Here is a 15191-nt window from a genome sequence, read left to right on the forward strand (position 1 = left end):
GCACCTGCTTTTTCCTTCGTTGCTACGGAAGGTCTTCATGCACGGTTTTATGTTCGCTACGGGTATCGAAAACAGCTACCCGACCATCGCTGGCGGCAAACGCATCGACCAAATGGAAAAATGCGGACATTACGAGAGATGGGAAGAGGACCTGCAACTCGTGCAAGATCTCAATATCACTTACCTCCGGTGGGGGCCAGCGCTCCATAAGGTGTTTCTCGGCCGAGGGCGATATGACTGGTCATGGTTCGACGATGTGATGAATCGCATGGACGAGATGGGCATCCTTCCCATTCTGGATCTATGTCACTTTGGTGTTCCCGACTGGGTGGGTAATTTTCAGAATACAGATTTCCCACAACTGTTCGCCGAATATGCGGGGGAAGTCGCTCGTCGCTATCCGGGAACCAAGTACTGGACTCCCGTCAACGAGATACTGATTACGGCTCTCTTCTCTGCCAAGTATGGCTGGTGGAACGAAATGCGAACGGATGACGAATCGTTCGTGCGAGCGACGATCAATCTCTGCAAAGCCAACCTCTTCGCGATGAAGGCGATTCTGAAGTCTGTCCCAGACGCCGTCTTCATTCAAAGCGAGTCCAGCGAATATACACACCCGGCAGGGCCGGAACTGGTCAAGGCTGCCAAGTTCTACAACGAGCGGCGATTTATCCCGCTCGATCTCACCTACGGTCACGTCATTAGTGCTCCGATTTATCGCTATATGACTGAGCATGGGATGTCGGAGAGCGATTACAACTTTTTTATGAACCAGGACTACAAGTTCCGCTGCATCATGGGAACTGACTATTACGTGACGAACGAACATCTTTTGCGTTCTGACGGTTCAACCGTCGCCGCGGGCGAGTTCTTCGGGTACTACGTCATTGCCAAGGATTACTACAACCGCTACGGACTCCCCCTGATGCATACGGAAACGAACATCCGCGAAGAGTCGGGATCCGTTCAGTGGTTGTGGAAAGAGTGGAATACGATGCTGCGACTGCGGCAAGATGGTGTCCCCATCGTCGGTTTTACCTGGTACAGTCTGACGGACCAAATCGACTGGGACGTTGCGCTGCGGGAAGAAAATAACAACGTCCACCCGGTTGGCCTGTATGATCTCGACCGTCAACCCAGGAGCGTTGGAATCGAGTACAAGCGCATGATTCAGGAATGGCGCCGGTTCCTGCCGACCGGGTCGTCCGCACTCATGCTGGTTTGATCAAGTCGTTGCAGCGATTCGCTCGATCTCTCATCACCGAGGCTTTGCGCCTCGTTCTCGGGACTGTGCACTGTCATGTACAGCGCACTCCCGCTGTCGTTGGTCCGCCGCTGCTCGACGATCGATTGCGTTGAACTTCCCTTCGTGAATATGATTCACGTTATCGCTGATTCGTTCGTCAACATCTCGATTGGGAAAGAGCAGCAAGATGCCGACCGTGACATTCGTCAATGAGAAGAAATCGATCGAAGTTCCTGCGGGGGCCAACCTGCGGCGCGAGGCACTCAAGGCGGGCGTACAGCTTTACCCCACCCCACATAATTACGTGAACTGCATGGGCTTTGGCCTCTGCACGAGCTGCAAGGTTATGGTCAAAAAAGGGGTTGAGAACTGTTCGTCACAAAGCCTGTTCGAAAAGGTTTCGATGACGGCGCATCCGCTGACGTTCTTCGCCAGACTTGGCAATGAAAAGAATTTGCGACTGGCCTGTCAGACGTGCGTGAATGGTGATATCGAGGTCCAGACGAAGCCTCCCATGAACTGGCATGGCGAAAACTTCTGGAGCTGATCCGCGACATTCGCACTGGAAAGTGGGTCGAGGCCTCGTAAGGCCGGCCTCTCAACCGCCCGGCGCATGTGTGGCCCGCTACTTTGCTGCGACCAGACTGATGTGTCTGGCTTGTTCAGGATCGGTTTGAGGAAAGTCGCTACGGGCATGTGTGCCGCGACTTTCCTTGCGTGCCATCGCCGCCGCCACCATCAGCCTCGCAACTAACAGGAGATTCTGTAACTCCCATCCCTTTGTGATCGAAAATTCGTGCGGTCCCACGTACCGATCCCAGAACTCAATCTGATGAAGAGCTGATTCCAGATCCGGAGCATTCCGTTCGATCCCTACTTTTCTCCACATCTCGCTATTGAGCGAGTTGAGCAAGTCATCGAGTTTCAGTGTCGAGTCATCGAAGTCGCTTCCCAGCACCCCTAGTGTGTCTCCTTTCGGAACTGAGGGGAGCTTGTCGGGCGTAATCGCCATCGCCGTGAACTGATCCTTCTCACCACAGGCTGCGGCCGAGGCGTTGCGACCGGCTCTCAATCCAAACACAAGTCCTTCCAGCAGACTGTTGCTCGCAAGACGGTTGGCTCCGTGCAGCCCCGTGGAAGTTACTTCCCCCGCAGCCCACAGTCGCGGCAACGAGGTTCTTGCCTCATCGTCGACGGCGATACCACCAATCATGTAGTGAGCCCCCGGCCGAACCGGGATCAGATCGCGCAACAAATCCAGGCCGAATTGCGCACAAACCTGCCGAATGTGCGGAAACCGCTCCATCACGAGGGAGTGCGGAAGGTGTGTGAGGTCCAGGTAGACACAGTGATGCCGCGTCTTTTCCATTTGCCGCGTGATCGACCGACTGACGATATCGCGTGGAGCGAGTTCCGCTGCCGGATCGTAATCGGGCATAAAGCGATGACCGAAGCAGTCACGCAGCAGTCCCCCCTCCCCACGAGCCGCCTCTGAGATCAGGTGCCGTGACGATCCCGCGATGTAGAGAACGGTAGGATGGAACTGCATGAATTCCATGTCGCGAAGTTCACACCCCGCGCGAAAGGCCATCGCATGCCCGTCCGCTGTGGCAATCTCGGGATTGGTCGTTTCCCGGTAAAGCCGACCCGCTCCGCCCGTCGCGAGAATCGTCTGTTTGGCCCAGACGAAGGTTTTTCCGTGGCTGGCATTCCAGACCAAGGCTCCGCGGCATTCGCCTTCGTGAGTCAGCAGATCAATGGTGAATGTATTTTCCCAGATATCGATCTGCGGCGCACTGCGAATCTGCTCGATTAAGGCCCGCATGACTTCTTTGCCCGTGGCGTCTCCCAGGGCATGGACAACACGACGGTGGCTGTGGCCCCCTTCCTGCGTGAGGGCGATTTCCCCGTCGGCCTGATCAAAATGGGCGCCCATCGAAACAAGTTCACGGATACGTGCCGGGGCTTCCCGCACGACTGTCTCGACAATGTCCTGATTACATAGCCCTTTGCCCGCGGCCAGCGTGTCCGCGACGTGATTGGCGAAATCGTCTACAGGGTCAAACACCCCCGCGATTCCCCCCTGAGCGTAGGCGCTGTTCGATTCCTTCAGCCGGTCTTTCGTGGCCAGCACGACATTCAGCCGGGGATCAATCGCCAGTCCAGCCCGGATCCCGGTAATTCCGGCACCGATCACCAGCACATCGGTAAACAGGTGAGGGACCCGCTTCAGATTGAAATTGACCAGGTATCGACGTTTGGGAGAAACGATGAGCGGGGACATGATAAGTCTCGTTTCTGCTAGAGCAGCTTATTTGAAATCGATGTGAACGGTGCGGCTTTCCAGGTCCAGGCGGACTGTCGCCGTGTCAAAGTGTTTGGCAAGCACGGACGCCATTGCTGCGGCGTCCGTCACCATGGTGAACCGGCAACGCGTTCGTCCATCGTTGGGAATGAGCTCGTACTCGGCATCGGCTCCGCTCTCTCCTAGAAACTGAACGACGACGTCCTTGAGCTTCGTCAGGTCTTCGTCATTCAATTCTCGGTTGATCTCGCAGTGAACCACATCCGCTGCACGAGCAGCCGCCGTCGATTCGAGCACCGCCTGCTGCGCCAGCTGGGCCCCATACGCGATCGTGAAGAACAGGGGTGCCACGGCCGCGCTGAACTCTTCTTTCGTCCGTGACGCCTGCAACTGATCAATCATTCCCTCGACCTTCTCTAACTGAGAGATGATGACCGGTTTCCAGCTAGCCATCCGTTCAGGCAATTTATCGAGTGAAGCTCGTGCTTCGGCAATACCTGCACTCCATCCGCTGGCGATCGATTTCGGCAGCCATTTTCCTTCCATCAGGACAAATTCGACCTCTTTTGGTTCGCTGTCCTTCTTCTCTCGATACGACAGAGTTGCGGTCTTCGAATCCGATTTGATCGTGGTGACTTGAATATCCCCAAACTGAGGCAGCGGCAGTCCGCGAAACAGTCCCCCGGCCGAGCCGAGCAGTTGTCGGACCTTCGTCTGCTTCAGCCGTTGCAGATCGCCGAAGTCGCTCGAAGGAAGATCACTCATCCCACCCGCAATCGCATCCCAGTGCGGCTTGATTAACTCAACTTGAGGGAGTCGCTTCACTCCGTCCATGTCGAGAATGAGATTCTTTTTACTCTTCAGAACTCGACCAATCTTGCCGAGCAGTTCAAACGAGTTCGTCCAGACCTGGGGATCCATCTTCTCAGCGAACACCTGAAGCAACTGGTCGACGTCTGCCTGGTACGAGGGGGGCAAGAACTCGAACGCATCATCAAACCGACCGTCCTGGAATGACTGCAGCGTTCGCTGGAACGTCGCTTCCGCAGACCCATCCTGTGCTGTCGCAACCAGACCGACCTTCGGACTTGCCGAAGTAGAAGCCGTTTCACCCCTGTCGTTACGAGTCGCTGGCGGTGATTTGTCCGTGGATTCGGTGACATTCGCGGGTGAAGGTTCCGCCACGTCCTGTCGGGACTGACCACAGCCCACAATGCCCATGAGCATCACCGCCAGCCACCGCGTCCCTGAGCGATCCATCGTATTCCATTTCCTTTCTCATCAGTGGCTTGCGACTGATGTCCGTGGGTTGTCCTGTGCTTCGGCCCGCATCATAGCCGATCACCAATCGAATTCCGAACACTCACAGCGTCCAAGAGTCACGCGCGATCCCACATCGCCGGGTCCCCACTGACACTTACCACCGCACCACAACGCGACGACCCCGACTCAATTGAAATTCTTCTGCCGCGTTCCCATCCCGAATCGCAAATTCCAATCGACCACAACTCCCAATCAATGCGAGTGGTTCTCCGACAGGCGCATCGGCATAACAGCGGGAGAGTTCATGGACCTGGCAGGGCCCTGCTTCAAACCGCAGTGAGTTCCGGACTTCAGGCAGCAGGGACGCGGCGATGTTCGTGATCAGGTTCCCAAAACGGTCGACATCGATGACTCGTCCGGCAATCGAAGACTGGCTGAACGTGGGGGTGGCGAGCGGCAGTGTGACCAGGGGCTCTGAGTAAACGGTTCCCAACTCAGAGAGATCAACACCACGACTCCAGGCTGCGGCGACGGGAGTCAGAATATCGCGACCGTGAAATGTGCTGGAAACCGTCCGCCGCCACAGGCTCTGGTGATCGAGCTTGACGACTCGTCGAACGGATTCGCGCTGCAGCAACACCGAGATCAGTCCGTTGTCGGGGCAAACCACTCTGAACGGACCAATTTCCGCAGCAATCAGATTCCGATCGCTCCCCACTCCGGGATCCACAATGCCCACGTGGATTGTATTTTCCGGAAATGCGTCGAGAGCATCACTCCACAGGAATGTCGCGAGCAAGACGTCCTGCGGGGGGATCTCGTGCGTGAGGTCGACCAGGTGGACGTCGGGATTGATCCCGAGAGCGACACCCTTCATTTGCGCGACATAAGTGTCTCGCATGCCGAAGTCCGAGAGAAATGTGATACAGCGACACGCAGATCCGAGGCTGGAAGCCATTTAAACCGTCTATTTGAAAAGAATTCTGGTCGAGTTGTGCAATCGCGCCGTAAGCGCGGATTGACCCCGTTTTTCGACAATTCTACACTGACATATGAAGCTATCACCGTCAATTGACTTGCCACGGAACTTCAAATGGCATTTGATGTTCTGTGAAACCGTCAGTTGATGACAGTGAAACCCGTCTTGGAGCAGCTTAAGTACTCACACTACGAGTTGCTTTGGGCTTCTGATGTGTCATTCTGTTTTTGAAGATGCTGCCTCGCTTGATCGTGGAGATTCATATGTGGAATGCCCCGTCGCATTTATCCGCTTTTTGCTCGCTCCGATCCCAGGGATCGCGTGGAGTGGCCAGAGTGTGGGCTGGAGTGATTCTGGGAATCCTTCTGGCATCAACGTCACCGGCGCTGTTCGCTCAGGGAGCCAAAAAGCACACCATCGAAGACCGTGACCTGGTCACGGCTGACAATTTCAAGATCAAGGTGACTTACTACAAGTCTCTCGGTGGGCAGGATGCGCCGGTCATCGTCCTGCTGCATGGCAAGCGGGGGACCCGCCAGCAGTGGAAAACACTCGCGACCGATCTGCAGCAGAAAGGTGACTTCGCTGTCATCGCCGTCGATCTTCGCGGACATGGTGAGAGCCCCTTTCCGAAAAAGGGAGGACTGAGCAAGAACGACTATCAGGCGATGGTGGCTTTCGATATGGAAGCCGTCAAAGACTTCATCATGGAAGAACACCAGAAGAAGAACCTGAACATGAACAAATTGGGCATCGTCGGTTCCGATTTCAGCGCCGCAGTCGCCGTGCTCTACACGGAACTCGACTGGGGCAAAATCCCTTTCGACGACAGTCCCACTCTGGAGGGGCGAACGCCCAAGGGGCAGGATGTCCAGGCACTCGCTTTGATCTCGCCCGACGCGACCGTCCCCGGCCTGACAGTGACCAAATCGATGCCCGTCATTCGGGCTCTGAAACGACCGGTCGTGATTGCCGTTTCTGAAAAAAATGCAGGTGATGTCTCGGCCGCTAACAAAATTTTTGACCTGCTTGTCGTCAAGAAAGACAAAGAGAAGGAAGGCGACCAGAACGATCCACCGTATCTGTGGAAATACGAAGCAAATTTCAGCGGAATGGATCTCGTTACAAGAAATGCCAACCTCCGCAAGCACATCTTCGAGTTCCTGACCAAGTATGTGAAAGAGCACCCCAGTGAGTGGCGAGACCGTCGAAGTCAGCTCGAACGAGACTGATTTTGCGATGTCCAGCGAACTCAGATCCAACAAACAGGCCCGGCTCGAACAATCGAGCCGGGCCTTATTCATTGTTGTAAATCCGCTGAGCAGTCACAGTATCTCCGTGCCGCTACGTTACACACGAAGCACCATTCCCGCGCCAACGGGACGATCGGACACTTTGAGAAGAGATCCGCTATCAGAGCCGTGGCGGGTCACAATGGCGCCCGCGGCGGAATCATCAAGATATTCCCGGAACGGAGGGGATACTGGGGCTCGCGATCTGAACTCTCCGTAATTGTGAGCCCTGCATCGTTTTTGGCGGTTTCAACGCGGGATTCGTCATCATGAATCTGCGCCCACTGGAAGCCTCTTGCGGATCGCACACCGGTAGCCTGGTACCCCCGAGGAAGGTTCAACGGGTGAGACGCTCGAAGCCCGCTGAACGTATTCTTACATGCCATCGACTCGATCCTGTCTTGACGGGTTCGAGCCAAATCGAGCAGTCCCCCTGGAAAGAGAACAAGCCCCCGGCAAAACAAATCTGCTTGCCGAGGGCTCGGTTCTCTGAATCGTGAAGCGATTGAGATGTCAGTCGAGGCTACCCGAAGCCAGTCTGGCAGCCGATGAGTATCCGTTGCGGGTGTCGGTGGAACCAATCAGGGGTTCGTTCGCCATTCGCTTTCGGGCGCTGACGTTCGCCGAGGCAGCCAGATACTCTTGATGAAGAGCAGATGGCTTGGCGGCGACAAACCGGGATGGGACCGGTTCTGATTTCTTGATTGCCTGCGCATACGAGACAGGTGGATTCGGCAGCGGCGGCAGCGGAGCCTGATGACTGGTCTTCGCGGCGACTCGTTCCATGCTCAGGTTAGAACCCATTGCCTGGGACTGCTTCACCTGAGCGTAGTAGCTGGGGCTGTTAACAGGTCGGCTGCTCACGACGACACTGTCAGAGTTTCCGTTGAAGGTCTTCGCCACATAAGCACCGGTCGAAGCACGTGGGGAACTGTAAGTCCGGGTGCTTGCCAGCGTCGAGGTGTAGGGCACCGGCTGCGAAGGATTGTCATAACTTGCCACGCTGTAACTCACAGGAAGTGAAGAGTTGGATGCGCAGTAGTAAGACGACTGGTAAGGAGAGACGTAGCTGTAATTACAGCAGTACGAGGGACTCGTGTAGTAGACCGGATAGGAGTACGCGGGGTACGTGTAAATCACGGGGCGAACATAGGTAAATCCACCGTAGCCCCAGCCGGGATAGCCATACCCGTAGCTGCGAAAGCCACCGTATCCCCAGCCACCCCAACCGCCCCAGCCGCGATATCCCCAGCCACCAAAACGTGGTCCACCCCAGCCCCATCCGCCGCCCCAACCCCAGCCCCGATGCCAGCCGAGTGACGCATCGTTTAATGCCGACTGAGTCTGCATCATGGCTTGCTGGGCCGTTGCCGGACCGGCTGCTTCCAGTTTCATTTCCGACGTGGCCACAAAGGCCAGTGACAACAGGGCGACGCCCCATCTTAAATTGGTCGATCTCATCAGAACCACCTCCCCTGCGGAGTTTTTCCTGCCTATCCGAATTCAACGACGGCACCATATCCGTCAGCATGAATCGTATGAGTCTTTCGAGCAGACGGTCAAGTAGCCGACCTCGCGTCGAACTGCTGCTCAGCGGAAATCCGTTAGACCCCTCTTGCAAAAACAAGTCGTTTACGCTGGCCTCAGCGGAAGAGCCGCTCGACAACGTACCTCCTCCACGAACCCCGGTGGGGGAGTTCCTCACTGACGATCTGGATATCAGTGACTCAAGTGGACAACTCGGTCTCGTGAAGATTCACTGATTTGTTTAGATTCCGCGTAAACAGACTCCGATCGATCAGCGCGGGGTCGGCATTTGAGTGACATGGATCGTCACTTTGGGTTTTCATTGATTGAGAGGAGCTGACAATGCTTCACAGACGGGGAACACTGACTGCAGCGGGACTGCTGGCCCTTGGTATTTGCGTAGGAGCAGGCCAGACTGCCGTTGCCCAGAAGAAGGACCCTTTCCGAGAGGCAAGATATTTTCTGGTGAGCGAATACGTTGAACGGGAAGGAATCACGAACGAACGCGTGCTCGAAAGTCTCAGACAGGTTCCTCGTCACGAATTCGTCGGACCCAAATATCGAGCCGAGGCCTACGCCGACGCGGCGCTGCCGATCGGTTTCAAGCAGACCATTTCGCCGCCGTTCGTCGTGGCGTATATGACTCAGACAATTGATCCTCAACCGGAAGATCGCGTTCTCGAGATCGGCACGGGCAGCGGATATCAGGCGGCGGTTCTCGCAAACCTGGTCAAAGAGGTTTATTCGATCGAGATCGTAGAACCACTGGGAAAGTCTGCCGCCGAACGATTGAGTCGCCTCAAATACGACAACGTGAAGACAAAGATCGGCGACGGCTATCTGGGCTGGGAAGAGTACGCCCCCTTCGACAAGATCATCGTGACCTGCTCACCGGAAAACGTTCCGCAGCCCCTCATCGATCAACTAAAAGAAGGAGGCCGTCTGCTGGTGCCTCTTGGTCAGCGCTATCAGCAGGTCTTTCACCAATTTGAAAAGAAAGACGGCAAGCTCGAAGAGAAGAAATTGATCTCCACACTCTTCGTGCCCATGACGGGGGAATCAGAAGATCAACGCAAGGTGAAGCCCGATCCGCTGAACCCACGGATTCTTAACGGAGGCTTCGAACTTGATGAAAACGAGGACGGATACGCCGACCACTGGCACTACCAGCGCCAGACCACCCTGGTCGATATCGGTGCTCCCGAAGGGAAGCGCTGCCTGCTGTTCTCGTCCCCGGAATCGGGACGACTTTCGCAGGGGTTACAGGCAGCCGCGATCGATGGAACCAAGATCAGCGCATTGCATGTTCGCGTTCGGTACAAGGCCGAAGACATTCGAAGTGGCCGTGAGGACCACGAGTTCGCTTCGGTCCGATTTCACTTCTATGATGAAAATCGACGGTCTTTCGATGACCCGGTCATCGGCCCCTGGACGGGAACGCAGGAATGGACCACGGTCACGAAAGTGATCGCAGTCCCCCTCAAAGCCCGCGAAATGATCGTCCGAATTGGTCTGAACGGAGCGACGGGCAAATTGTGGGTCGATGATTTGACGATCACCCCACGGCTGAGATAACGCGCGCTCACGGGAATTTCCCCTCCCTGCGTCGGCCCCCCGCGAAGCGTGTGGCAGATGGCCGAAGACGTCATCCGCCGCGAACCTTCCGGATCTGTAAGGTTGCAGTCTCGCTCCCGTTGCAGTCAGATAAATTGTCCCCGGCCGGAAAGTGACGCGTTCGGAAATCTGCCCAGCCAATGTTGAGGCAACGGGTTTCTCGTCGAGACTCGCCGAGCAGATCACCGCCTGCGGTCAGGGACAAGGGTGCGGACAGGCCTGATTGCGTTCGCACCGGTTGAAGCTGAAACGTAGTGGTGTATCTCAGCGCGCGAAGACACACTCAGCGAGCCTACCGGTGGACGAATCCCTGCGGAAGTGGTGCCGTCAGTCGTTCAAGTCACTTCGGCGGGGCGAAGTTCCTCCGAAAGCCAATTCCTCGCCGGGCACACCAGCATACCCCGCCGAATCGATCGTTGATTGGGCCGCCTTCCGAAAGCTGCTGAGCGTTCGCGAAATAACGGCTTCGCTTCCTCTCCCTGATTTCCATTCCGCCGAAGTGCTTCCGCCACGGGGGCTGGAGTCACTTGTTGAGCGTTGCCCCCTCGATGAAACGAGCCGGCCTGAGATCCTCGGTGAAATTCACGAACTGCTGGTAAGTCTGCGAGGTGACTCAGGACAGACCGATCGAAAGCGTCCCCGTTCTTCAGTTCGTAAGCGAACGGGGACTTTCTATACGCCGCAACCGGTCGTTGACGAAATTTTGCGGCTGACTTTGGACGAGCGATTAGAAAAAGGCACCACCGCAGATGCCCTCGAACACAGCCTCCTCGATCCTGCGGCGGGTTGTGGAGCGTTTCTCGTCGCCGCCTATCGCCGTTTACTGGCGTGGTACCTGCGTTTACTTGTCGAATCCGGGCAGACTGAAACGAGTGTCACCCTGATCAAGACAAAGTCCGGGCCACACCTTTCATTCGATACCTGCCGCCAGATTCTGCTGACACACCTCTACGGCGTCGACTTCGATGCCGCAGCAATCGAAGTTGCGAGACGAATTCTCTGGCTGGTCCTGCTTGATTCCTCAGCTCCCGAAACACGCCCCACGGCGCAGGAAGTCGACTGGCACTTTCTGGAATCCAATTTCAAACAGGGACATTCGCTGATTGGTGCCACTTTTTCGGAGAAGTGCTCGATCAAGAGTCGGGCTTCCCCTTCAAAGGGGGTTCGCACGCGGATATCGCCCTTCGACTGGCCAACAGAATTTCCACGCATCAAACAACGGGGCGGGTTCGATCTGGTGGTCGGGAATCCTCCCTACCGGCGAGAACGTGACCACAAAAGGGAACTCGATCTCATCCAGCGCACACGCTGGGGGCGTCACCACCAGTCAGCCCGGATGGACCTGTGGTACTACTTTGTTTTTCGCGGAATTCATCTGCTGAAGGAAGGTGGAACTCTTTCCTACATCACGAATGCTTACTGGCTGCAGGGAAGCGGGTCCAGCAAGCTGATTGCCGCCCTGCGTGAGCAAGTTCGCGTGGATGAGATTCTGTTACTTAGGAACACTCCCGTATTCCCCCGAGTCACAGGACAGCATGTGATATTTAAGTTGACTCGGGGACCGGCCGATCGAAACACGGTCATTCGAATCGCGGGACAGTCTGGAGCGGTTCTGGCAACTTCGTTGTCAGACAGTCCCGGCCAGATGATCCGGTTCGAAAAGTCCCGATCACAACTCTTTCCCGGCGACCGGATCGATGTCTTCCCCTCCCACGACGGACTGCTCACCAAGCTGAAAAAGTTTCCGCGACTTGGCGAGCTTGGCGAAGTGAGACAGGGGATTGCAGAGAACCCAGCAACACTGAATCGGCGTACTCTTGTCCGTTTTCCCAAGCCGGCCGAAACCTTCGGCTGGATTCAGGACGAAGGCGTTTTCTCGCTCACCCCGGCAGAAGTTGGGGATCTGGGTCTCACCCCCCCAGAATTGAGCCTGCTGCGGCCCTACCATGATCTTTGTGACCTCGACCGTTACCGATGTTCGCCGGACGCATCGCGGCAACTGATCTATTCGACCCCGGCAACGTGTCCGGATATCGAGGATTTTCCGAATCTGAAGAAACACCTTGCTCGTTTCCGGGTCGTTCTGGAAGCGCGGCGCGAGACCCAGCGGGGGACAAATTCCTGGTGGCACCTGCACTGGCCCCGTGAGGAACGAGTCTGGCTATCCGATAAACTGGTCGTCCTTCAGATGGCGGTTCGACCAAGTATCGTTCCGGTCTGGGGCGCCTGCTATGTCCCGTTCAGCACGAATGTCTGGGTTCCCCGCCCCCAGACGCGCGAGCACCTGAATTATGTCTGCGCGGTCCTGAACAGCCGAGTCCTGTGGGCCTGGTTCGCGAATCACAGTAAACGCCGTGGCATCGGACTTGAACTGAATGGTCACGTTCTGAAACAGGCACCGGTTCCGCGGATTGACTTCAGCGATTTACACCAACGTCGTTGTCACGACGAGCTGGTGCAATTAGTCGATCTTCGATTGGGTTTGTCGCAGAATCGATTCCGGTCGGGAACGATGGAAGGAAGTGACGAACTCGCTCTGCAGCAATCCGTTGAGTTCGAGATCGATCGACGCGTGCAGTCCCTGTTTGAATTGGATCCCAGCGAAGTGGGACTCGTCGAGGAAATTCTCGGCCGAGAATCCATTTAACACGCCGATAAAAGGCAAGCAGCCCAACCGCTCAAAGGCGATCGGGCTGCTGGTTCAGCGGCAGGCCGGGTCGCACTGCCACGAATCAATCTCATCAATTTCTGGATGTCGCCTGGATGACCTGGCTGGTCACTTCCGGAGACCGACCGGATGTGCCGCGGGGTGCAACGGGTGCTGCCCCCAGGCCTGATCCCGTAGTATTCCATTGTCGGAATGGGGTCAGCACTTCGTCTGGAGTAAATCCGGAGCTGGAGTTTGCTGCGATGAACCTTCGCCGTGCCTCACCGCAACTGCGGGCCGAGACTTCCAGAAATTCGCGTTTTCTGGCTTCGGAGATTCCTTCCAGCTTATTGCCGATGTGCTCGACCCATCCCGGGTTCTTCACCATCGCCTGCGACATCAGATGAACATAGAGGGTCATCTGTTTGAAGTTTCGATCCGCAATACTGTGACTGACTGGGGCGATCACTCGTGCTGCCGTTTCAATCGCCTGCGAGGGAAATTCGACGAAAACATCGCCGGAATGGGTCCCGATAATCCGACCGTCCTGCTCTTTTGCGAATGAGGTCTGAACCCGCATCAGCGAACGTGCAAGAATCGGTTTTGGCAGCAGCGGACTTTTGAATGCCCCATCGCAATGAATCATCGTATCGGATGAGGTATGCAGCAGCAGTTCCAGTTCACCAACGGATCCGTCACCTGCATCGGCATGGTATTGGTCGGGCCCCGATGGCTGCAGCTGAAACTGGGAAATATCCATCGCTCGCCACGTTGCGACGGCCACATCCGGGTTCTTCAGAAAATACTCGTAAACGGCGGGATCACATTCGAACGAAATTGTCGGCAATCGACGGAACATCCCTACGTTCTTCAGCAGCGACTGCGACTTCCGCTGACTGTTCACACTCAGGCGATCCAGTCCCAGGTCCGCGATGGCCTGCTTACGGATGGCGCTGGAGGACGATCCATTCTTGACGATCGTTAATCCCGGGTAAGCAGTATTCTCGTCGTTTTCAAGATCGCGGGCGGTCACCTTGGTGTTGACCTGCGTTAACGCTTCGGTGATCTCGGGGCGGTCGCCTGCTTCGCTCCTCGCTGTCGTGATGCACAGCGTTGCAATTGCCGTCACCGAGCGCAGCCATCTCCCCCGCAGGATCGAGTGTGGCATACCTATCTTCCCCCCCGTTGTACCGATCACGACAGCGCCGTCAGGCGACTGTCCCTCTCCACCGCGAGCAACTGCAATGACAACCAGGTGCCACTGATCCTGGACTTCCCTTCACTTCCGATCGCGTCCTGAAGTCCAGCGGAGGATTCATCGGCACATTCGCTACGACCCCGATAGAGATTAAAAAACGCAGGGAAACTCTGCTTTTGCACCCTGTTTACTCAGTTTTTCCCAGCTTTTCAGGAGCTTCGAGACGGAACCGCCCGCCACATTTTTTTGAGCGAACATCGAGCCGTCCTCGACAAAGTCTACCCAGGTTATCATGTTGGAATTCGCGAATCAGGCCACTTTGAGATCCTGCGTCTCCGTCCGTGAAAACTTGACATTGAATTGATTTGTTCGCGAAATCAGCCAAGGCTGGAAGCGGCGATCCCTGCCACATTGGACTGTGCACGCCTCACCGCCCAAGGAATTGCAGACGGACTGTCGACCCGGGATTTTGCGAGTCAGTACGATTTCTCAACGACGATTAACGCTCCGGCACACGATTGAAACGAGGACAGCCCATGAAACAACCCCTTGACCAGCAGGCTCATGATGTTGCCAGGCTGTTGATCAGCCAGCAGCAGCGGATCATCTTTGCGGAAAGCTGTACGGCGGGATTGGTGTCGGCAGTCCTCGGACGGGTTCCGGGTGTGTCCGGTGTTCATTGTGGATCGGCTGTTGTCTATCGTCTCGATACGAAGACAAAGTGGCTGGGGGTTCCACCGGACATCCTCGTGGATCCCGGTCCGGTCAGTGAATGTGTCGCACGATTGATGGTGGAAGGGGTTCTCGCGCGAACTCCCGAGGCAACAATGGCCGCTTCGATTACGGGGCATCTGGGACCGGGCGCTCCAAGCGCCCAAGATGGGCTCGTGTACATCGGGGTCGGCTTCCGGAATAAGCCGGCACAGATTTTCGAACATCACCTCACGAACATTGACGCGATGACGCAATTCCCGGGTGCAACTCTCCGTGAACAACGTCAATGGGCCGCGGCGGATCTTGTCTTGAGAGAAACGTTAAAAGTCCTCTCGTCCGGGGCCTCCGCGTCGTAACTTTTCCTGAACAGCGGAAATTTTTGCCGCGGACAATGTTCGCTGAGTAC

The 15191-nt window shown here is 56.1% G+C and carries 11 protein-coding genes; 6 read left to right on the forward strand and 5 right to left on the reverse strand.

The genetic code is table 11. The features are described from left to right. Positions 1 to 37 precede the first annotated feature (37 nt). Both ACGY09_RS03500 and ACGY09_RS03505 read left to right on the forward strand, forming a co-directional pair. A complete protein-coding gene (locus tag ACGY09_RS03500; RefSeq protein WP_397570487.1) occupies positions 38 to 1225 on the forward strand; it encodes a family 1 glycosylhydrolase in 1188 nt (395 codons plus the stop codon). Between the two features lie 208 nt (positions 1226 to 1433). Next, positions 1434 to 1793 carry a 2Fe-2S iron-sulfur cluster-binding protein gene (locus ACGY09_RS03505; RefSeq protein ID WP_373651577.1) on the forward strand — a complete coding sequence of 120 codons (360 nt, stop codon included), beginning with the start codon at positions 1434 to 1436 and terminating at the stop codon, positions 1791 to 1793. 78 nt (positions 1794 to 1871) lie between these two features. Here ACGY09_RS03505 and nadB read toward each other — a convergent pair whose 3' ends face one another. From nadB to ACGY09_RS03520, 3 genes are all read right to left on the reverse strand, one after another. Continuing rightward, complete coding sequence (gene nadB, locus ACGY09_RS03510; protein WP_397570488.1) at positions 1872 to 3530, reverse strand: L-aspartate oxidase; 1659 nt, start codon at positions 3528 to 3530, stop codon at positions 1872 to 1874. A gap of 27 nt (positions 3531 to 3557) precedes the next feature. After that, positions 3558 to 4811, reverse strand: a complete 1254-nt coding sequence (locus tag ACGY09_RS03515; protein WP_397570489.1) for a hypothetical protein — start codon at positions 4809 to 4811, stop codon at positions 3558 to 3560. A 157-nt stretch (positions 4812 to 4968) separates the two neighbouring features. Then, positions 4969 to 5772, reverse strand: coding sequence for an S-adenosyl-l-methionine hydroxide adenosyltransferase family protein (locus tag ACGY09_RS03520; protein ID WP_397570490.1), 804 nt, complete (start codon positions 5770 to 5772; stop codon positions 4969 to 4971). A gap of 347 nt (positions 5773 to 6119) precedes the next feature. Between ACGY09_RS03520 and ACGY09_RS03525 the strand changes: the two genes are divergently transcribed. Continuing rightward, positions 6120 to 7025 (forward strand): alpha/beta fold hydrolase, encoded by a 906-nt coding sequence (locus tag ACGY09_RS03525; RefSeq protein WP_373651573.1) that lies wholly within the window; start codon positions 6120 to 6122, stop codon positions 7023 to 7025. 573 nt (positions 7026 to 7598) lie between these two features. Here the strand turns inward: ACGY09_RS03525 and ACGY09_RS03530 are convergent. Beyond that, the gene (locus ACGY09_RS03530; protein ID WP_373651572.1) at positions 7599 to 8546 is read right to left on the reverse strand and encodes a hypothetical protein; all 948 of its coding nucleotides are present in this window, start codon (positions 8544 to 8546) and stop codon (positions 7599 to 7601) included. Between the two features lie 408 nt (positions 8547 to 8954). Here ACGY09_RS03530 and ACGY09_RS03535 point away from each other — a divergent pair, with 408 nt between their 5' ends. Continuing rightward, positions 8955 to 10187 carry a protein-L-isoaspartate(D-aspartate) O-methyltransferase gene (locus ACGY09_RS03535; RefSeq protein WP_373651571.1) on the forward strand — a complete coding sequence of 411 codons (1233 nt, stop codon included), beginning with the start codon at positions 8955 to 8957 and terminating at the stop codon, positions 10185 to 10187. A 337-nt stretch (positions 10188 to 10524) separates the two neighbouring features. Then, positions 10525 to 12873: an Eco57I restriction-modification methylase domain-containing protein gene (locus ACGY09_RS03540; protein ID WP_397570491.1), complete on the forward strand. Its 2349-nt coding sequence runs from the start codon at positions 10525 to 10527 to the stop codon at positions 12871 to 12873. Positions 12874 to 12967: 94 nt separating this feature from the next. On the opposite strand, the gene ACGY09_RS03545 is transcribed toward ACGY09_RS03540, so the two are convergent. Beyond that, on the reverse strand, positions 12968 to 14041 hold the full coding sequence (locus ACGY09_RS03545) for a hypothetical protein (protein ID WP_373651569.1): 1074 nt from the start codon (positions 14039 to 14041) through the stop codon (positions 12968 to 12970). A gap of 566 nt (positions 14042 to 14607) precedes the next feature. Between ACGY09_RS03545 and ACGY09_RS03550 the strand changes: the two genes are divergently transcribed. Then, complete coding sequence (locus ACGY09_RS03550) at positions 14608 to 15141, forward strand: CinA family protein (protein WP_397570492.1); 534 nt, start codon at positions 14608 to 14610, stop codon at positions 15139 to 15141. Positions 15142 to 15191 lie beyond the last annotated feature (50 nt).

This window comes from Schlesneria sphaerica, assembly GCF_044336245.1.
GTDB lineage: Bacteria > Planctomycetota > Planctomycetia > Planctomycetales > Planctomycetaceae > Schlesneria > Schlesneria sphaerica.

Coding starts and splice junctions, on each gene's coding strand:
- ACGY09_RS03515 (WP_397570489.1), bottom strand. CDS start 4,811: ATGGATCGCTCAGGGACGCGGTGGCTGGCGGTGATGCTCATGGGCATT.
- ACGY09_RS03535 (WP_373651571.1), top strand. CDS start 8,955: ATGCTTCACAGACGGGGAACACTGACTGCAGCGGGACTGCTGGCCCTT.
- ACGY09_RS03505 (WP_373651577.1), top strand. CDS start 1,434: ATGCCGACCGTGACATTCGTCAATGAGAAGAAATCGATCGAAGTTCCT.
- nadB (WP_397570488.1), bottom strand. CDS start 3,530: ATGTCCCCGCTCATCGTTTCTCCCAAACGTCGATACCTGGTCAATTTC.
- ACGY09_RS03550 (WP_397570492.1), top strand. CDS start 14,608: ATGAAACAACCCCTTGACCAGCAGGCTCATGATGTTGCCAGGCTGTTG.
- ACGY09_RS03500 (WP_397570487.1), top strand. CDS start 38: ATGCACGGTTTTATGTTCGCTACGGGTATCGAAAACAGCTACCCGACC.
- ACGY09_RS03520 (WP_397570490.1), bottom strand. CDS start 5,772: ATGGCTTCCAGCCTCGGATCTGCGTGTCGCTGTATCACATTTCTCTCG.
- ACGY09_RS03545 (WP_373651569.1), bottom strand. CDS start 14,041: ATGCCACACTCGATCCTGCGGGGGAGATGGCTGCGCTCGGTGACGGCA.
- ACGY09_RS03530 (WP_373651572.1), bottom strand. CDS start 8,546: ATGAGATCGACCAATTTAAGATGGGGCGTCGCCCTGTTGTCACTGGCC.